The sequence below is a fragment of the Acidimicrobiales bacterium genome, from assembly GCA_035630295.1.
Taxonomy (GTDB): domain Bacteria; phylum Actinomycetota; class Acidimicrobiia; order Acidimicrobiales; family Iamiaceae; genus Iamia.
The window spans coordinates 38,680-57,386 of record DASQKY010000052.1 but is presented as its reverse complement, the minus strand read 5'-3'; the positions used below and the strand labels follow the sequence as shown (position 1 = coordinate 57,386).

General features: G+C 75.6%; 18 protein-coding genes. 4 read left to right on the top strand and 14 right to left on the bottom strand.

The features are described from left to right. Positions 1–10: 10 nt before the first annotated feature. Entirely contained in the window at positions 11–1,009 is a 999-nt protein-coding gene (locus tag VEW93_15210; GenBank protein HYI63139.1) for a VCBS repeat-containing protein, read from the top strand. Between the two features lie 24 nt (positions 1,010–1,033). On the opposite strand, the gene VEW93_15205 is transcribed toward VEW93_15210, so the two are convergent. From VEW93_15205 to sufB, 7 genes are all read right to left on the bottom strand, one after another. Further along, complete coding sequence (locus VEW93_15205; GenBank protein ID HYI63138.1) at positions 1,034–1,294, bottom strand: 4a-hydroxytetrahydrobiopterin dehydratase; 261 nt, start codon at positions 1,292–1,294, stop codon at positions 1,034–1,036. A gap of 56 nt (positions 1,295–1,350) precedes the next feature. Beyond that, positions 1,351–2,196, bottom strand: a complete 846-nt coding sequence (gene sufC, locus VEW93_15200) for a Fe-S cluster assembly ATPase SufC (protein HYI63137.1) — start codon at positions 2,194–2,196, stop codon at positions 1,351–1,353. Continuing rightward, positions 2,193–2,528: a non-heme iron oxygenase ferredoxin subunit gene (locus VEW93_15195; GenBank protein HYI63136.1), complete on the bottom strand. Its 336-nt coding sequence runs from the start codon at positions 2,526–2,528 to the stop codon at positions 2,193–2,195. Before VEW93_15195 ends, sufC begins: the two co-directional genes overlap by 4 nt. Next, complete coding sequence (sufD, locus tag VEW93_15190) at positions 2,525–3,718, bottom strand: Fe-S cluster assembly protein SufD (GenBank protein ID HYI63135.1); 1,194 nt, start codon at positions 3,716–3,718, stop codon at positions 2,525–2,527. The genes VEW93_15195 and sufD overlap by 4 nt, the downstream gene beginning before the upstream one ends. 154 nt (positions 3,719–3,872) lie before the next feature. After that, on the bottom strand, positions 3,873–4,235 hold the full coding sequence (locus VEW93_15185; protein ID HYI63134.1) for a hypothetical protein: 363 nt from the start codon (positions 4,233–4,235) through the stop codon (positions 3,873–3,875). Between the two features lie 63 nt (positions 4,236–4,298). After that, positions 4,299–4,934 (bottom strand): hypothetical protein, encoded by a 636-nt coding sequence (locus VEW93_15180; GenBank protein HYI63133.1) that lies wholly within the window; start codon positions 4,932–4,934, stop codon positions 4,299–4,301. 130 nt (positions 4,935–5,064) lie between these two features. Beyond that, positions 5,065–6,462 (bottom strand): Fe-S cluster assembly protein SufB, encoded by a 1,398-nt coding sequence (gene sufB / locus VEW93_15175; GenBank protein ID HYI63132.1) that lies wholly within the window; start codon positions 6,460–6,462, stop codon positions 5,065–5,067. 181 nt (positions 6,463–6,643) lie between these two features. Here sufB and VEW93_15170 point away from each other — a divergent pair, with 181 nt between their 5' ends. From VEW93_15170 to VEW93_15160, 3 genes are read left to right on the top strand one after another with little or no spacing between them, the layout of a single operon-like run. Next, positions 6,644–7,210, top strand: a complete 567-nt coding sequence (locus VEW93_15170) for a PadR family transcriptional regulator (protein HYI63131.1) — start codon at positions 6,644–6,646, stop codon at positions 7,208–7,210. Next, positions 7,207–7,917 carry an ABC transporter ATP-binding protein gene (locus VEW93_15165; GenBank protein HYI63130.1) on the top strand — a complete coding sequence of 237 codons (711 nt, stop codon included), beginning with the start codon at positions 7,207–7,209 and terminating at the stop codon, positions 7,915–7,917. The genes VEW93_15170 and VEW93_15165 overlap by 4 nt, the downstream gene beginning before the upstream one ends. Then, on the top strand, positions 7,914–9,959 hold the full coding sequence (locus VEW93_15160; GenBank protein ID HYI63129.1) for a hypothetical protein: 2,046 nt from the start codon (positions 7,914–7,916) through the stop codon (positions 9,957–9,959). Before VEW93_15165 ends, VEW93_15160 begins: the two co-directional genes overlap by 4 nt. Before the next feature lie 17 nt (positions 9,960–9,976). On the opposite strand, the gene VEW93_15155 is transcribed toward VEW93_15160, so the two are convergent. The 7 genes from VEW93_15155 to VEW93_15125 form a co-directional block, all read right to left on the bottom strand. Next, the gene (locus tag VEW93_15155; GenBank protein HYI63128.1) at positions 9,977–10,882 is read right to left on the bottom strand and encodes a S1C family serine protease; all 906 of its coding nucleotides are present in this window, start codon (positions 10,880–10,882) and stop codon (positions 9,977–9,979) included. 114 nt (positions 10,883–10,996) lie between these two features. Next, positions 10,997–11,449, bottom strand: coding sequence for a helix-turn-helix domain-containing protein (locus VEW93_15150; protein ID HYI63127.1), 453 nt, complete (start codon positions 11,447–11,449; stop codon positions 10,997–10,999). 104 nt (positions 11,450–11,553) lie between these two features. Further along, a complete protein-coding gene (locus tag VEW93_15145; GenBank protein HYI63126.1) occupies positions 11,554–12,585 on the bottom strand; it encodes a hypothetical protein in 1,032 nt (343 codons plus the stop codon). Positions 12,586–12,685: 100 nt separating this feature from the next. After that, positions 12,686–14,245, bottom strand: a complete 1,560-nt coding sequence (locus VEW93_15140) for a site-specific DNA-methyltransferase (GenBank protein ID HYI63125.1) — start codon at positions 14,243–14,245, stop codon at positions 12,686–12,688. 82 nt (positions 14,246–14,327) lie between these two features. Next, a complete protein-coding gene (locus tag VEW93_15135) occupies positions 14,328–15,746 on the bottom strand; it encodes a site-specific DNA-methyltransferase (GenBank protein HYI63124.1) in 1,419 nt (472 codons plus the stop codon). Positions 15,747–15,796: 50 nt separating this feature from the next. Continuing rightward, positions 15,797–16,948, bottom strand: coding sequence for a DUF2332 domain-containing protein (locus tag VEW93_15130; GenBank protein HYI63123.1), 1,152 nt, complete (start codon positions 16,946–16,948; stop codon positions 15,797–15,799). 7 nt (positions 16,949–16,955) lie between these two features. Beyond that, entirely contained in the window at positions 16,956–18,620 is a 1,665-nt protein-coding gene (locus tag VEW93_15125) for a DAK2 domain-containing protein (protein HYI63122.1), read from the bottom strand. Between the last annotated feature and the right edge of the window lie 87 nt (positions 18,621–18,707).

The following is an 18,707-nucleotide window of genomic DNA, read 5'->3' as shown; positions in this document are numbered from 1 at the left end:
CTGTCAGGACATGCCTCAGCGTCGCACCGTCGCCCGCCTGCTCGCAGTGGCCGCCCTGGCTGCGGGCGCCAACGGTCTCACGCCCCACGGCGCCGGGGGCCAGGCCGCCCCCGGCTGCGCCCAGCCCTACGCCCCCGTGGCCGTGGCCGAGACCTATCCCGCCCAGGAGACGCTGCCCTCCATCGACGCATCGGTGGTGGACACGCGGCAGGCGCTCGCGACGCCGCCCATCGACTCGGACGGAGACGGTGCGACCGATGTCATCGGCTCCAGCGGCGACGACGTGACCCTCGTCCGGGGCGACGGCATCGTCACCCTGGAGGCACCGGGGGCCACCACGTCGACCACCTACGGGGTCGGGGACATCGACGGCGACGGCCGCGACGAGTTCGCTGTGTACACCGACGCCGGGGCCACCGATCCCGGGACCTACCTGATCCCCGGCACCGTGGCTCCCGGCACCACCACCCTCGCCGCCGCCGGCATCGTCTTCCAGCCCGAGGGCCTGGGACTGGTCCACGTGGACGACGGAACGGGGCGCCTGTTGAAGGTGGACCTGGGGGGAGGCTCCACCGACGTCCTGGATGGGCCCGCCGTGCTGGCTCTGGGGGGAGGGGGCGACGGTGACTCCGTCGTCCCGAGCACCACCTACTCCCTCCCCCTGGCCGCCGTCGCCGACCTGGGCGACTCCGCCCACGCACTCGTGCTCGACGAACGGGTCGGAGATGCCATCCAGCTCACCGTCGTCCGGGGCACCGACCAGGTCGTGCTCACCACCGCGCCCGAGCGGCTGGTGACCGCCCCCAGCGACCCCCTCGGGAACCTCGACGTGCTGGTGGGCCCGGGCGGCACCTTCCTGCGCCTGGAGGAGGCCTCCCGCTCCGGGGCCATGGCCTACCTGTGGTCGCTGACCGACCCGTGCACGAAGCTGACCGCCGACGTGGCCGACGACGCCCCCACCGCCCCGCCGGCCGCCCCGGTGGCGGCCGACGCCCGCTTCACCGGCTGATCCGGCCGCCCGACACGGCCGGTCTCACCCGTCCAGCACGGCGTTGACGGCCTCGGCCAGGGCCACGTCGCGCTCGGTGATGCGGCCCGCGTCGTGGCTGGCCAGGTCGATCACCACCCGGTTCCAGGAGTTGGACCAATCGGGGTGGTGGTCGGCCTTCTCGGCGGCCAGGGCCACCCGGGCCATGAAGGCGAAGGCCTCGGAGAAGTCGGCGAAGGCCAGCTCCCGGTGGAGCTTCCCGTCCACGACCTCCCACCCGGCGGGGGCTGCGGGCGTGTCGCTCATCCCGACAGCCTCGCGCCGCGGCGTCGGCGGTGCCGGGGAGGGCGCTGACGGCCGGCTCAGTCCAGGCCGAAGGGGCCGGCGCCGAAGGGGTCCTCGGCCACCGGCTGCTGGTCGGCGAAGGAGCTGTCGCCGAACACGTCGATGGGCAGGGGGGCCGAGGGGGCCATCTCGTCCCCGGGCCGGATCCAGGCCGCGTAGCCCTCGGCCTCCAAGCGGTCGGCCAGCTCGGGGCCCCCGCTGTCGCGGATCTCGCCCCGGACCAGGATGTGGACCCGGTCGGCCCGCAGCTCGGCCAGCACCCGGGTGTAGTGGGTGATGCACAGGACGCCCAGGCCGTCCTCGGTGGCCTCCTCGACCCGGCGGGAGCAGGCCCGCAGGGCGTCGACGTCGAGGCCGGAGTCGAGCTCGTCCAGGATGGCGAAGCGGGGGGCCAGCACCCCGAGCTGCATGGTCTCGTTGCGCTTCTTCTCACCGCCGGAGAGGTCGACGTTGAGGGGGCGCTCCAGGAAGCGATCGTCGAAGCCGATGCGCTCGGCCTCGGCGGCCATGCGGGCCCGCATGCCGGCGACGTCGCGACCCGACGCCGCGAAGGCGGCCGACAGCGAGTCGACCAGCGACACCCCCGGCACCTCGGTGGGGTACTGCATGACCAGGAACAACCCGGCCTGGACCCGCTGCCACGTGGGCAGGGCCAGCAGGTCGGCCCCGTCCAGGGTCACCGAGCCGCCGGTGACCTCGTAGCCGGGGCGGCCCATGAGCACGTGGGACAGGGTGGACTTGCCGGCCCCGTTGGGGCCCATCACGGCGTGGACCTCGCCGGAGCGCACCGTCAGGTCGACCCCTCGGAGGATCTCGGTGCCGGCCACGCTGGCCCGCAGCCCCTCGATCACCAGCTCGGTCATGAGGGGACCTCCACGTAGACGTCGTCGCCGTCGACGGTGACCGGGAAGACCGGCACCGGGCGGTTGGCCGGGAGGGCCGACGGCTCCCCGGTGACCAGGGAGAAGGCCGAGCCATGCTTCCAGCACTCGATCTCCCGGGTGGCGCACAGGACCTCCCCCTCGGACAGGGAGACGCGCTGGTGCGAGCAGGTGTCGCCGATGGCGTAGAGGTCGTCGCCGATGCGGACCAGGGCGACGGGGTGCCCCTCGGCCACGACCCGCAGGGCGCCGCCGTCAGGCACGTCGCCGGCCGTGGCCACCCGGGCCCGGGTGGTGGTGGCTCCGTCGCTCACGACCCGCTCCCGATCTGGACCTGGCGGTCGAGGCGCTCCTCGATGGCGGCCTGGATCACGGCCAGCACCGGGGCCGGGGCCGGCATGCGGGCCAGGACGTCGGCGAAGAAGCCCGACACCACCAGCCGCTCGGCCACCTCGGGGGGCACGCCCCGGCTCTCCAGGTAGAAGCGCTGGTCCTCGTCGATGGGCCCCACCGTCGAGGCGTGGCTGCAGCGCACGTCGTTGTTCTGGATCTCCAGGTTGGGCACCGACTCGGCCCAGGCCTCGTCCGACAGCTTCAGGTTGCGGTTGGTCTGGTAGGCGTTGGTGCCCCGGCCCTCGGGTCGCACGGTGATGAGCCCGGTGTAGATGGACCGGCTCTTGCCCCCCACCGCCCCCTTGAACAGGAGGTCGGAGGTGGTGTCGGGGGCCCGGTGGTCCTGGAAGGTGCGGAAGTCGAGGGTCTGGGTGTCCTCGCCGAAGTAGGCGGCCAGCAGGTCGCCGGACGCGCCCCGACCCTCCAGGCGGCAGTCGGTGCGGACCCGGGTGTAGTCGCCGCCCAGGGCCACCAGGGCGGCCACCAGGTGGCCCTCCTGTCCGACCCGGCCGACCAGGTTGGCCATCTGCCACACGGCGGGGCCGTGCTCCTGGGCACTGGTGTGGGCCAGCCGGGCCCCGGGGGCCACGTCCAGCTCCACCAGGGGCAGGACCAGCGCGGTGCCGGCCACCGAGGTCTGGTGCTCGACCAGCGAGACCGAGGCCCCGTCCTCGACCACGACCACGACGCGGGGGGCCGACAGGCCCGACTCGGTGGCGGCCACGGTGCGGATCAGGATCGGGGCCGCCACCTGCGCCCCCCGGCGCACCCGGATGGTGACCACGGCCGGGGCCAGGGCCAGGGTCAGCTCGGCCAGGGCGTCGTGGGCCGGGCCCATGACGGTGCCGACGGCCGGGGCGGCATCGGTGTCGACGGTGACGGCGTCGTCGCGGACAACCACCTCGCCCACCCACCCGTCGACCACGGTGACCTCGGCGGCCCACGGCCCCTCGTCCTCGGGCAGGGCCGGCGGGGGGCCGGGGACGTGGCTCGGCGGGGCCAGCACCGGGGCGAAGCGGTCCAGGTCGAGCTCGTCGACCCGGCTGTAGCGCCACTCCTCGGCCTCCGGCGTGGGCAGGCCGAGGGCCTCGGCCCGACCGGCCGCCGCCACGCGGGCTCCGGTGTCCCCGGGGAGGGCGGCGAGGTCGTCGGGGGTGGGGCTCAGGGGATGGTCTCCGGTCGTGCGGGGCCAGGGTGGCCGACGTCCCAGGCTACCGGGAGCCGCCCGGCGGCCCCCATCCCGGCGACCGCGGCCGCTGGCGCCCTCAGCCCTTGTCGCGCCGGAGGAACCGGCGCACCCGGCCCTTGCGGTCGGCCTTGGCCCGGTCGCGTTGCACGGCGGCCACGGCGTCGGGCACGGCGGCGTTCACGATGTCCTCGGCCGCGTCGAGCAGGGCGGCGATCTCGGCCCCCCGCTCGTCCAGGCCCGGCGGCTCGTCGGGCGTGGCCGGCGTGACCAGCGACCCGTGGGACCAGTTCACGTCGGCCAACCGGGGCTGGAAGGCGGGGCAGTCGGCCGGGCATCGCCACGGGGCCTCGGGGGCCAGGTCGAGGTCGCACTTCCGCACCGTCTCGCCGTTCCGGTACGTCCGCGACTCGAAGAACTTGCAGTCCTGGCGCATGGGCACCGGCCCATTCTGCCCGCCTCGCCGCCCGGGGGGACGGTCGGCGCCCGGTCCGGGGCCGGGACGTCAGGTCGGGCTCCGGCGGCGGGCCAGGAGCACGAGGCCGAGGGCGGCGAGGGCCACGACCCCGCCCGCCCCGACCAGCACCGGCCCGAAGGTGTCCCAGGTGCTGGGCTCGATCACGTCCCCCTCGGGACCGCCGATGGGCGGCCACGTGGTGGGGGTCGCCTGGGACGCCGTGCCCTCGTCGCCGTCCCCGTCGTGGGGCGGCGGGGTGGGGGCCCGGCCCTCCCCCAGCTCGGCCGGCACCGGCGAGCCGGTGGGCAGGGCGGTGGTGGCGCTGCACAGCGACGTGTTGATCCGCTCCCCGTCCTCCTGGCTGCCGTAGACCAGGTAGCGGCCGGGGGCGAAGGCGTAGCCGCAGGAGGAGGTGTCCTCCACCCCCATCACGATGACCTCGGCGGCCACGTCGCCCTTGTAGACCCGGTCCACCTCCACCGTGTGGTCGAGGTTGCCGGCGCCGCTGGGGTCGTCGGCGGGCACCGGCCGGGAGGCCACCACGGTGCCGGTGAAGACCACCTCGGCCCGGGCCACCTCCTCGGCCGGGGTGGACTCGGCGCAGGAGCAGGCCCCGGCCAGGGACGGCGGTCGCCCCAGCACCAGGGCGGCGGCCAGGACGACGAGGACGATGAGGCGACGCATGCCCGGTGAGATGTCGCCCGGCGTCCCCTGGTTCCCGCCCCCGGCGGGGCCCCCTACCCGACCGAGCCCTCCACGTCCTCCGACCCCACCCACCGCCCTGAGGGGGTCGGCTGGGCTCGCTGGCGCTCGCTCAGCCGACGCTGCCTTCCATCTGGAGCTCGATGAGGCGGGACCACTCGACGGCGTACTCCATGGGCAGGGTGCGGGTGACGGGCTCGATGAAGCCGTTCACCACCATGCCCATGGCCTGCTCCTGGGTGAGGCCGCGGCTCATCAGGTAGAAGAGCTGCTCGTCGGCCACCCGGGACACGGTGGCCTCGTGGCCGATGCGGGCGTCGCGGGCCCCCACCTCCATGTAGGGGTAGGTGTCCGACACCGACTCGGGGTCGAGGATGAGGGCGTCGCACTGCACGTGGCTCTTGCAGCCGTAGGCGTCGTCCTCCACCCGGACCAGGCCCCGGTACGAGGTGCGGCCCCCGTGGGACGAGATGGACTTGGACACGATCTTGGAGCTGGTCTCGGGGGCGGCGTGGACCATCTTGGCCCCGGTGTCCTGGTGCTGGCCGGCGCCGGCGTAGGCCACCGAGAGCACCTCGCCGGTGGCCTTGGGGCCCACCAGCCACACCGCCGGGTACTTCATGGTCAGGCGGCTGCCGATGTTGCCGTCGATCCACTCCATGTGGCCCTCGGCCTCGACCTTGGCCCGCTTGGTGACCAGGTTGAAGACGTTGTTCGACCAGTTCTGGATGGTGGTGTAGGTGACCCGGGCCGACGGCTTGACCACGATCTCGACCACGGCCGAGTGCAGCGAGTCCGACGTGTAGGTGGGGGCCGAGCAGCCCTCGATGTAGTGCACCTTGGAGCCCTCGTCGGCGATGATGAGGGTCCGCTCGAACTGGCCCATGTTCTCGGCGTTGATGCGGAAGTAGGCCTGCAGCGGCATCGAGACCTCGACGCCGGGGGGCACGTAGATGAAGCTCCCGCCCGACCACACCGCCGAGTTCAGGCTGGCGAACTTGTTGTCGTTCTTGGGGATGACGGTGCCGAAGTACTGCTTGACGATCTCCGGGTGCTCCCGCAGGGCGGTGTCCATGTCGCAGAAGATGACCCCCTGCTCCTCCAGATCCTCACGGTTCCGGTGGAAGACGACCTCGGACTCGTACTGGGCGGTGACACCGGCCAGGTACTTGCGCTCGGCCTCGGGGATGCCCAGCTTCTCGTAGGTGTTCTTGATGGCGTCCGGCAGCTCCTCCCACCGGTCCACCTGCCCCTCGGTGGGCTTGATGTAGTAGTAGATCTGGTCGAAGTAGATCTGCGACATGTCGCCGCCCCAGTTGGGCATGGGCCGGCGCTGGAAGCGGCGGAAGCTGTCCAGGCGGTACTGGAGCATCCAGTCGGGCTCGCCCTTCATCCACGACATCTCGCGGATGATGTCCTCGTTCAGGCCCCGGCGGGGCTTGAACACGTAGTCCTCTTCGTCGGCCCAGCCGAGCTTGTAGCGACCGAGGTCGAGATCCTGGACGGCCATGGCGGCGATGCCTCCTGCCGGTTCGCGGCGTGTCGGGCGGATTTCTCCTATGACGATGGTAGCAATCCCCCTCCCCGACCCCTCGGGTCGGGCCCGGGATCTTGGCCGAACCTCGCGCGCCTCCCGCCCCTTTTCACTACTGAGTATTGACTACTCAGTAGTTAGGGAGCAGGATGCGGGCATGTCGGTCCCGGACGGCCTCCTCGTCCTCCTGCGGGAGGACGCCAAGCACGGCTACCAGCTGGCCTCCGACTTCGCCGACCGCACCGCCGGCCGGTGGACCCTCAACACCGGACAGGTGTACACGACGCTCGACCGGCTGGCCCGGGACGGCTTCGTGGAGGAGGACGGCACCGACCCCACCGACGAGCGTCGCCGCCGGGTCCGCCTGACCCCCGCCGGCCGGGACCGGGCCGAGGCCTGGCTGACCACCACCCCCGACACCACCGCCACCCGCGACGAGCTGGTCCTCCGCATCCTGCTCAGCGCGGCCGCCGACCCCCGGGCCGCCCTGGACCTGGTGACCGGGCAGCGGGCCGAGCTGGTGGCCCGCCTCCAGGCCCGCCGCCGCGACCAGCGGGCCGCCGGGTCCGACCTGCTCCCCCGCATGGCCGCCGACGCCGGTGCGGTGCGGATCGAGGCCGAGCTGCGCTGGCTCGACCTGTGCGAGGAGCGCCTGCACGCCCACCTGCGGGAGAGCCGCCCCCCCACCCCCGCCCCACTGCCCGACCCCTCGGAGGATCGATGACCACCCCCACGCCTCGGCTCCGCCTGCACGGCGTCACCGCCGACCGGCCCGCCCACCCTTTCCCCCGACGGGTGGTCGACGACGTCTCCCTCACCGTGGCCCCCGGCCAGCTGGTGGCCCTCATGGGCCCGTCGGGCTCGGGCAAGACCAGCCTGCTCCAGGTGGCCTCCGGCCTCCTGGCCCCCACCGCCGGGACGGTGGAGGTGGACGGCGCCCTGGCCGACGCCAGCGACCGGAAGGCCTGGGCCCGGCGCCGCCGCCGGACCATCGGCATCGTCCACCAGCGCCTCGACCTGCTGCCCGGCCTGACCGTGCTCGACAACGTGGCCCTGCCCCTGCTGCTCGACCGCCGGCCGGTGCGCGAGGCCCACCACCGCGCCCGGGCCAGCCTGGACCGGGTGGGCCTGGGCCACCTGGCCGACCACTCGCCCACCACCCTCTCCGGCGGCGAGCGCCAGCGGGTGGCGGTGGCCCGGGCCGTGGTCGGCGAGCGGCGCCTGGTGCTGGCCGACGAGCCCACCGCCGCTCTCGACACCGCCGCCGCCGAGGGCGTGGTCGAGCTGCTGGCCGAGCTGGCCGCGGCCGGCACCTCGGTGCTGATGGCCACCCACGACAGCCGCCTGGCCAGCTGGGCCGACCGGGTGGTGGTGCTGCGCGACGGCCGGGCCGTCGACGCCGTCACCCCCGCCCCCGGGAGCGCGCCGTGATCCGCCTGGCCCTGGCCCTCACCCGGGCCGACCTGCGGGCCGCCCCCGGTCGGGCCGTCACCGTGGCCGTCCTGCTGGGCGCCGCCGCCCTCCTCCCCCACCTGCTGACCGTCGAGCCCGCACTGGGGGTGGTCCTGGCCGCCGGCGTGGCCGCGGCGGCCACCGCCGGGGCCGTGGCCCAGGGGCACCGCCGTCACCAGGTGCTCGACCTCAACGGCGGGCCCCGCTCCCTCGAGGCCGCCGTCGCCGCCCTGTCGGTGGCCGGGCCGGGCCTGATCGGCGCCCTGGCCGCCACCGCCGTGGGCCGCCTCCGGGGCACGCCCCCCGACCTGGCGACGGCCCTCCTCCTGGCCGCGCTGGTCCCCGTGGCGGTGGCGCCGGTCGCCGCCGTCGCCGCCCAGCCCCTCGACCGACCCCGCCGGAGCCGGCGGCGCACGCTGCTCCTGATCCTGGTCGTGGTCGTCCTGACCCCCACCGTCATCGTGCCCCTGGCCGCCGGAGCCGCCCTGGTGGGGCGGCAGCTGGCCCGCTGCGGTCGGGCCGCCCGGCTGGTCGGGAGCCTGGCCGCGGCCGGCGTGGCCGGGGGCATCGCCCTGACGCTGGGCACGGCCGAGTCGTGGTTCGACCTCTCCATCCTCCTGTTCCTGGGCGCCGTGCCCCTGGGGCTGTCCGTGGCCTGGCTGGGCCACGGGGTGCTCGACCTGGTCGAGCCGGTGGTGCGCCGCCTGGGGCCCACGGCCCGCCTGGCCGTCGTGCCCCTGGCCGAGCGTCGGCACCTGCTGGCCCCCGTGGCCGCAGCGGTGGCCCTGGTCACCACCCTGGCCGCCTTCGAGGGGGTGGTGGGCGCCAGCTTCGGGGCCCGCGAGGCCGACCGCCGGGCCAGCTCCCAGGGTGTGGGCCGGGCCGGAACCGGGCCGGATCAGGCCATCGCCGTGGTGAGCGGGGGCTCGGCCCTCGCCGTCCACCGAGCCGCGGCCGGCGAGGCGGCCCGGACCGGCCTGCGGGTGGCGGTCATCGATCGTCTCGGGCCCGGGGGCACCCAGATCGGCGGGGACCGCATCGATCTGGGTGCGCCGCCCTTCCTGGGCCAGCGCTACGACATCAGCCCCACCTGGCGCCTGACCGGCGTGTCGGCCCCGTCATGGGTCGGCGTGGTCGAGCCGGCCGACCTCGCCGTTCTGGGCCTGGGCCACCTGGCCCCCGCCCTGGCCCGGGGCGACGTGGTGGTGCTGCCCACCGGGCGGGCCCGCCCCGCCACCGCCGACCTGCGGGGGCCGGACGGGTCCCGGACGCTGCCGGCGGTGGCCGCCCCCGGCCGCGAGCGGGCCCTGTCCCTCCCCGCCGCCCTGGTCTCGCCGGCCCGGGCCGCCGAGCTCGGCCCCGACGTGCGGGGCGGGCGGGTGGTGGTGGGGCCGGGGCCGGTCCCGGCCGGCCCCGAGGCCCTGGTCGGGGCGGCCGGCCGCATCCGCGACGCGGTGGCCGCCACCGATGCCCCGGCCGCCGCCGACGACGACGGGACGGCGCTGCTGGCCGCGGTGATCGAGGCCGGCGAGCCGGTGGTGACCGGCGACGAGGTGGTGTACGCCGATCGCGGTGGGCCGCTGAACGAGGTGCCCTTCCTGGCCCGGACCCGGGACGAGGCCCGCGGCCAGGCCCTGGCCCTCGGAGCCCTGGCCCTCCTGGTGAGCCTGGCCGGCGCCCTCCTGGCCCTGGAGGGGAGCCGGTCCGACGACGCCACGCTGGAGGCGCAGGGCGCGCCGGCCCGGGTCCGGGCCGTGACCGCCGCCGTCCAGGCCGCGGTGCTCACCGGCACCGCCGCCACCCTGGCCGCGGTGCTGGGCGTCGGGCTGCCGGCCGTGGGCTTCGCCCTCTACAACAGCCGCCCCCGGGCGGCCACGACCCTGGACATCCCCCTGGTCGTGCCCTGGGAGCTGGGGGCGGTCCTGGTCGCCCTGCCGGTGGTGGCCGCCGCCCTGGCCGCGCTGGCCACCGTGGCCCGACGCCCGCCCGATCCGGCCACCCTCGACGACCTGGCCTGGTAGCCCCGGCCCTCAACGGGTCAGGCGTCGTCGGTCGGGGGAGCCTCGTCGGGGAAGCGGACGGTGACGGTCCGCTCCTCGGTGGCCCGCAGGACGGTGATCGCCACCTCGTCCTGCTCGGCGGTGGCGTCCAGGGCGTCCCACAGGGCGTCGACCGAGGGGACGGGGGTGGCGTCCACCGCGGTCAGCAGATCACCCTCGGCCAGCCCGGCCTCGGCGGCCGGGGAGCCGGCCACCACCTCGCGGATCAGGAGGCCGGCGGCCTCGGGCAGGCCGACCCGGCGGCGGAGCCGGGCGGCGTGGGGCCCGGGCACGATGACCACGCCCAGGCGGCGGGTGCGGAGGTGACGCCCCTCGACCAGGGCGTCGACCCGGGAGCGGAGGTCGGCATCGGCCGGGAGGGCCAGGTAGAACCCCTCCCCCAGGCGGTGGGTGTTGAGGCCCACCAGGCGGCCCTCGGCGTCGACCAGCGGCCCCCCCGAGGAGCCCCGGGCCAGGGGGGCGGTGTGCTCGACGGCCCCCGCCACCCGTCGGCCCCGGGGCCCCCGGAAGGCCAGGCCGACGGCGGACACGAAGCCGGTGGTGGCCCGGTCGCCGCCCCGGTGGCGGGCCACCGCCACCACCGCGTCGCCCACCGCCAGCGGGACCTCGGCCCAGGCCAGCGGGGCGACGTCGCCGGTGGGCACGTCGAGCACCACGATGTCGTGGTCGGGATCGGAGCCGACCAGGGCCCCCTGGACCTGGCTCCCGTCGGCCAAGGTGACCTGGGTGGTGCGGTCCCGGAGGTTGTGGGCGCTGGTCAGCACCCGGTCGGGGGCCACCACGACGCCGACGCCGCGGGGGTGGCGGCCGATGGCGACGGTGGCCGGGGCGGCGGCGTCCCGGGCGGTGCGGGTGGCCTGGGCCAACTCGACGAGGGCGGACATGGGGACCTCCAGGACAGACGAGTGACTTGCGAAGTGCAAGTGACTGTACCCGGCCGATCGCCACCTGCCACCGCGCCCGGAGGGCCTCGGCGACCCCGGGGCGGGGGCCGGTGCTCAGACCTCGTAGGCGGCGGTGGCCTCGTCCCCGTCGACCGGGCGATCACAGGTGGGGCACCAGGGTCGCAGCTCCACCGCCGTCCCGCACCGGGAGTGGAACGGCGCCGCCCCCCGGCCCCCCCGCCGGCGGGCACCCCACTCGGCCAGGGAGCCCAGAGCCGCGCCCAGCTCCCGCCCGGCCCCGGTCAGGTCGTACTCCAGCCGGACCGGGCGCTCCTGGTAGGGCCGGGCCACCACCAGGCCGTCGTCGGCCATCTGGCGCAGGCGGGCGGTGAGGATGTTGGGGGCCACACCCAGGCCGTCGGCCAGGTCACCGAAGCGACGGGGACCCTCCAGCAGGGCGGCCACGATGAGCAGGACCCACCGGTCCCCCACCCGCTCGACGGCCCGCACCAACCCGGGCTCGGGGGCGCCCACCCCAGGAGCGGGCACGGATCGGCGGGGGGGCACGGACGCCAGTCTCGCCGCTCGATGCCGAGATCCACCGGACCGCGGGGTCCGCCGACCCTCCGTCCCCTGCGTCGTCACCGTCCGAGGGGCGAAGGGATGGGTCGTCAGGCCAGGCGGTGGTAGCCGGGGACCTCGGCGTGGGGGGTGTCCAGGTACACCTTGGCCTCGGGGTGGCCGCTGAAGCGGCCGTGGCTCCACCGCACCTCCACGTGGCCCCGGACCGACACGTCCTCGCCCGCCTCCCGGTCGGTCACGTTGGCCTGCCAGCGGACCACGGCCTGGCCGGCCGGCTCGGGCCACACCTCGAAGGCGGTCAGGCGGTAGCGCTGGAGCCAGTCCCAGGCGGTGTCGATGCGCAGCCGCATGGGCAGCGAGGCCGCCGAGGACGACGACGCCCCCAGCACGAAGTACGGGGCGCCCCCCAGGCGGAGCAGGCGCCACAGCAGGCGCTCCCGCTGGGCGCGGTCGCCCAGCCCGGCCCGCCAGCGGTCGGCCGACCGCTCGGCCACCACCCGGGCCAGGGCCCCGTAGGCCTCCGGCGCCCCCTCCGGCCACCCGGCCCGCAGCACCGGCTTGAGCACGTCCCGGTGGCCCCGGGCCAGGTCGGCCACCCGCTCGGGCAGGTCGCCCCACCCCTCGACCCCTCCGATGGCGCCCCCCCGGAGGACGGCGGCGTAGAGGGCCTGGTGCTCGTCGGGGGCGACGGCGGTGAACCAGTCACCGGGGCGGGCCGGGGCCCCGGTCAGGCCGGCGTCGAACAGGCCGGCCGGGGAGACGTTGTGCAGCACCTTGGACAGGTACTTGCACGACACCAGGTACACCCGGTCCACCCGCAGGTCGGCCGGCACGTCGGAGGGGAGGGGCAACCGGTCGGGCCCCTTCCACTCGATGCGGGCCGCCACCCGGCTGCGCAACCCCTCCTCGGCCCGCAGGAAGGCCAGGCCGTTGTCCCAGGCCCGGCGGAAGTCCACGTCGTGGCCGGGCTCGTACCGCGCCACGGCCAGCCGATCCCACACCGCCTCCCCCACGCCGACCAGCTCCGGCGGCCGGGCGGCCAGGGCCCAGTCGAGGTCGCCCAGGCCGAGCATGGCCAGCCCGGTGACGATCTCGGTGACCTCGGTGCGCAACGACGGCATGGGCCCGCAGCGTGGCACGCCGCCGACGACACCGGAGACGCCTGCTCGGTCCTGGGGCCCGGCGCTGCGCCCGCCGTGCCCTCCGCCGGCAGGACCGGGGTCAGCCCGCGGCGCCGTCCCAGCGATCGAGGTCGGCCGGCCGCCAGAAGCCCTCCAGAGGGGCACGGAGCCGGTGGCCGAAGCCCCCGGCGGCGTAGCGCTTCAGACGCTTGAAGTCCTCTTCCTCCAACATGGCCACCGCGTCGTAGAAGGCGTTGGGTCCGGCGGCCCGCAGGGCCCGGTCACCCTCGCTCTTCTCGACCGGGAGGTGGGAGGTCAACAGCACCAGGTTGGCGTGGCGGTGCTCCTCGCTGCGGGCCAGGACGTTGGCCCGACCGAGCGCCTTCCACATGGTGTCGGTGCGACGCAGCCCCCCCCGGGGGCTGGAGAAGGCCCCGGAGACGTCGAAGAACCAGGTCTCGCCCCCTCCCTCACCGTCCCCCCCGCTGTCGGTGGCCACCACGTTCATGGTCATCCCCAAGCCCCGCAGGCGGACGTTGGTGTCGACCACCTTGAAGCCGGCGTGCGTGACCACCTCCAGGGCCAACGCCTGGGCCGCCTTGCCCTCGGCGTTGGCCCGACGCGGGAAGTCGAGGCCGGCGTCGACCACCGGCGCCGTGACCTCGACCGGAGGGGGCGCCGAGACCTCGGCGTCCATCTCCTCGGCCTCTTGCTGCCGCTGTCGCTCCTCCTTGACCCGGGCCCGAGCGATGTCGAGGTAGTCCGGGTCCAGGTCGTAGCCCACGAAGCGGCGCCGCTTCCGGACGGCGGCCACCGCGGTGGAGCCCGACCCCATGAACGGGTCGAGGACGAGGTCGCCCTCGTAGGTGTAGAGCTCGACCAGCCACTCCGGCAGCTCGACGGGGAAGGGCGCCGGGTGGCCCACCCGGGAGGCGCGCTCCGGAGGGATGTGCCACAGGTCGTTGGTGGCAGCCATGAACCGGTCGGCGTTGATGCTGGCCACGTGCGGGAGCCCCCGTGCCGCCCGCACCTTGGGGGTGAGGGCCCGGTCGAAGCGGCCCTTGCTGGCCACGATGACCCGCTCGGTGGCATCGCGCAGCGAGGGGTTGGAGGGGGAGCGGTAGGACCCCCAGGCGCAGCTGCCGCTGGAGCCCTCCTGCTTCTGCCAGATGATCTCGCCCCGCAGGAGCAGCCGAAGCCGGTCCTGCAGGATGGTGGTGACGTCGCCGGCCAGGCTGCGGAAGGGCTTGCGGCCCAGGTTGGCCACGTTCACGGCGATGCGCCCGCCGGGCTCGAGGGTGCGGACGCACTCGGCGAAGACGTCCTCCAGCATGGCCAGGTACTCGCGGTAGGAGCCCGGCACCTCGCCCTGGCCCAGCACCTCCTCGTACTGCTTGCCGGCGAAGTAGGGCGGGGACGTCACCACCAGGGCCACCGAGCCGGTGGGGACCTGGGCCATGTCCTTGGCGTTCCCGGCGATCAAGGCCTCCTCGCCGATGTGCTCGTCGACCACGGTGGGGTCCAACACCGTCTCGTCGCGGCTCACGTCAGGGGCGGCGAAGCGGGCGTAGAAGGCACTGGCGTCGTGGCTCTCCCGCCGTCCGACCCCGAAGGCCGAGGTTGCCGTGGCGCGGCGCTCGCGGGGTGCTCCCTGGCTCACGACCGCCACCCTACCGGGGGGGTCTGACAGCCTCCGGGCCCACCGTTCGGTACCGGCCCCACCGTCCCCGCCCTCCGGCCCGTCAGGACGCCTCGACCGCCACCTCCTTCTCGGTCCAGAACCCGGGCAGGGGGGAGTTGACCGTCCCCGAGGCGTAGCGGGCCAGGCGGCGGCGACCCTCGGGCGAGAACACCTCGACCACGTCGAAGAGGGCCGACGGTCCGGCGGCCCGCAGGATCACGTCCACCGGCGACTTGGGCTCCGGCAGCTGGGGCACGAAGAGGATGGGGGGCTCCCCGGTGGCCCCGGCGATGACCGCCCCCCGGCCCACTGCGGCCAGGGCCGCGTCCACCCAGTCCAGCCCGGTGGGCACCACGGTGAAGGCGCCCGACATCTCGAACAGCCAGCGCCGGCCCGAGGCGTCGCGGGCCGCGGCCGGGGCGACCAGGCTGACCTTGGCCACCTTGGCCTCCTCCCGGATGCCGGTGAAGCCCACCTCGGCCAGCACCTCGGCCAGCAGCTTGCGCATGGCGCTGCCCCGCACCCGGGCCTCGTGGAAGGCCAGGGTGACCGGGTCGTCCACCCGGCCGGCGTGGGCGGCCTGCTCGGCCTCGACCCGCCGGCGGGCGGTGGCCACGTGACCCGGGTCGACGTCGTAGCCGGCGAAGCGACGCCCCGAGCGCACCGCCGCCACCGCGGTGGTGCCCGAGCCCATGAACGGGTCCAGGACCAGGTCATCCGCGTAGGTGTACAGCTCGACCAGGCGCTGGGGCAGCGCCACCGGGAAGGGGGACGGGTGGTCGACCTCGGAGGCGGCCTCGGGGGGGATCTCCCAGAAGTCCAGGGTGGCCTCCTGGAACTCGTCGCTGGTCAGGGTGATGGCGTGGGGCAGTCCCGCCGCCTTGCGGGAGGCGGCGTCGACGGCCCGGTCGAAGCGGCCCTTGCCGGCCAGGATGACCCGCTCGGTGACGTCGCGCAGGACGGGGTTCTTGGGGCTGCGGTACGACCCCCAGGCGCAGTTGCTGCCTGCCCCCCGGGCCTTCATCCAGATGACCTCCCCCCGGATGAGCAGGCCCAGGTCGTCCTGGAGCAGGCCGATGACGTCGGCCGAGAGGGACCGGTAGGGCTTGCGGCCCAGGTTGGCCACGTTGACCGCCATGCGCCCCCCGGGCTCCAGGACCCGGACGCACTCGGCGAACACGTCGCGCAGCATGTCCATGTAGGCCACGTAGCCGTCCAGGACGGCCGGGTCGCCGGGTTCGGTGATCTCGTAGGGCCCCACGAAGGCCGGAGGGGCGGTGACCACCAGGGCCACCGAGCCGTCCTTGATGTCGCCCATGTCCCGGGCGTCGCCGTGGGCCAGGGGCTCGGGCGGGCTGTGGCGGACGACGGTGTCGTCGTCGCTCAGGATCGGGGCGTTGTAGCGGTCGAGGTAGGCCGCGGCGCCGCGGCCCGCGACGACGGCCGGAGCCGTCGTGGGATGACCTGCCGAGTCAACCACGCCCCGGAGGCTACCGGCCGCGGCGTGCGATGTCTCCGGCCGTCAACGGATCACGGCGGTGGCTGCCAGTGGAGCCACTCGGCGTGGGGGTGGGCCCAGCCCCACACCGTCCCTTCCCGCTCCACGCCCCGGCGCCAGCGCCGGGCCCCCAGCACGGTGGTCCCGACCGGGTCGGCGTCGTCATCGGGGATGGGGGGCAGGCCGGGGGCGCAGCCGGGCGGCTCGGCGGTGAGCCACGACACCGGCCGCCCGTCGGCGGCCAGGTCGGCCAGGGCCCCGGCCACCTCCGCGCGCCGCTCCCGGGCCACGTAGGTCAGGGCCCAGGAGCTCATGACCACCAGGTGCACCTCCTCGGGCGCCGTCCCGGCGGTGGCGGCGGCGATGGCCCGGGCGGCCCGGCCCACCGGGCCCACGTCGTCCACCATGTCGCCGGCCACCAGGTCAGGCGGGTCGGTGGTCACCAGCTCCACCGCGGCCCGGAACCGCTCCAGCCGACCCGGCACGTCGGGCCACAGGCACGCCTCCAGCCAGCGTCGGGCGTCCCGGTCGGCGAAGGCCACCGGGGACCGGTCGAGGCCCACCCTCTCCACCACCCGGGGCAGGCGCAGGTCGACCAGCCCCGCCCCGCCGGCTCGCACCTCGGCCCGGCACCGCACCGGTGAGGACGGGTCGCCCAGCACCACCGGCCCCTCCCCCGGCGGGGCCAGCTCCACCCGGTAGCGGTCCAGGCCCAGCAGGAGCCCGGCGCTGCACCCCAGCTCCACCAGGGCCACCGGGGCATCCGGGAGGTCGGCGCACGCCTCGGCCAGCAAGGGGGCCAGGTAGGCGGCCCGGTTGACCTCGTTGGTCTGGGTGGAACGGGTGGCGATCACCTCCCGCAGCTCGGAGGCGTGGGCCAGGGCGGTGGCCCGGACCTCGGGCCACGGGTCGCCGGCGGGGACCGGCCCGCCGGTCACGCTCGGGTACCAGCGGGCCGCCGCCAGCTCGGGCCGGCGCAGCACCAGGTCGTGCAGGGCGGCCAGCAGCAGCACCGGCCGGGCCTGGCCCGGCGCCGCCCGGGCCAGCAGGGCGGCCACCTCGTCGTCGGCCGCCGCTCCCTCGCAGATGCGTCGGTACAGGGCCAGTTCCGGGTACGAGCGGGCGAACTCGGCCAGGCGCCCCTGGACCCGGGTGACCTCGTCGGCCGGGGGCGGGCCCTCCACCGCCGGCCTACTCGATGCCGACGTAGTAGGGGTACAGCGGCTGGCCCCCGTGGTGGACCTCCTGCTCGAGGTCGGGGTGGGCCTCGGCCAGCCACTCGGTCACCCGGCGGGTGCTGGCCGCCGAGGCCCCCTCGCCCTCGATGAGGGTGATGATCTCGTGCTCCTCGGTGAGCAGGGCCCCCAGGAGGGTGCAGACCGCGTCGGCCAGCTCGGCCTCCACGGCCCGGATGCCATCGCGGGCGATGCCCAGCCAGTCGCCCTCCCGGATGGGGCCCAGGTCGCAGGAGCTGGCCCGCACCGCCCGGGTCACCTCCCCGGCCACCACGGCGTCGGCCGCCGCCCCCATCTGGGTGGCGTTGGCCTCCGCCGAGGCCTCGGGGTCGTAGGCCACCAGGGCGGCCAGCCCCTCGGACACGCTGCGGGTGGGCACCACTCTCACCGCCTTGGCCGTGAGGCCCGCGACCTGCTCGGCCACGGCGACGATGTTCTTGTTGTTGGGCAGCAGCACCACCTCGTCGGCCGCGGTGGCCTCCACCGCGGCCACCAACTGCTGGGTCGACGGGTTCATGGACTGCCCCCCGGCCACCACCTGCTGCACGTGCAGGGCCCGGAACAGCCGGCCCACGCCGTCGCCGGTGGCCACGGCCACCACCGCGGTGGGCACCGGCTCGGGCGGGGCCTCGGGCGCCCCCGGCTCGGCCGCCCCCTCCCGGACCCAGCGCTCCTCCTCCACCTGCTCCATGAGGTCGGTGACCCGGATCTTGCAGGGCCGGCCGATGTCGACGGCGGCCTCGATGGCGGCGCCGATGTCGTCGGTGTGGATGTGGCAGTTCCACAGGCCGTCGCCCCCCACGATCACGATGGAGTCCCCGACGGTGGACCACACCTTCTTGAACTCGGGGACGGTCTCGTCCGGGGCCTCCAGCAGGTACATGACCTCGTAGCGGAGGTCGCCCACGTCGTGGCCGTCGTGGTCGCCGGCATCGGCGTGCTGGCGCAGGGCATCGAGGTCGGGCCCGGCGCCGTCGTCGTCGGGCGGCTCGGGCAGGGGCCGGCCGTCGACGACGTGCAGCAGGGCGTCGAGCAGGAGCAGCAGGCCCGTGCCCCCGGAGTCGACCACCCCGGCCTCGGCCAGCACCGGCAGCATCTCCGGAGTGCGCCGCAGGGCGTCGTGGCCCTGGGCTCGGGCCGCCTCGCCCACCGCGGCCAGGGGGGCGGCCGGCTCGGCCTCGACGGCCGCCTCGGCCGCCTCGGCCGCCTCCCGGACCACGGTCAGGATGGTGCCCTCGACCGGGCGGGGCACGGCGGCGTAGGCGCCGTCGGACGCGGCCCGCAGCGCCCGGGCCAGGGTGGGCCCGTCCAGGCCGCCGGCCTCGTCCACGGTGACGGCCACGCCCCGGAGGATGCCGGAGAGCAGGACCCCACTGTTGCCGCGTGCCCCCATGAGCGAGCCGTGGCTGATGGCCTTGCAGGTGGAGGCCAGGTCGTCGCCCGCGCTGTCCAGCTCGGCCACCACCGACTCCAGGGTGAGAGCCATGTTGGTGCCGGTGTCGCCGTCGGGGACGGGGTAGACGTTCAACCGGTTGACCAGGGCCTGGTGGCTCCTCAGGGCGTCGCGGAAGGCGGCCACCACGCGCCGGATCTCGTCGGCCCCGAGCCGATCGGTCGTCATGCCGGCGCATGCTACCGAGCGGTCGAAGGGCGCCCCGTGGTCCGCCGGCCGGGCCACGGCTTGGCGGGTGCGGGGGCCACGTCGTAG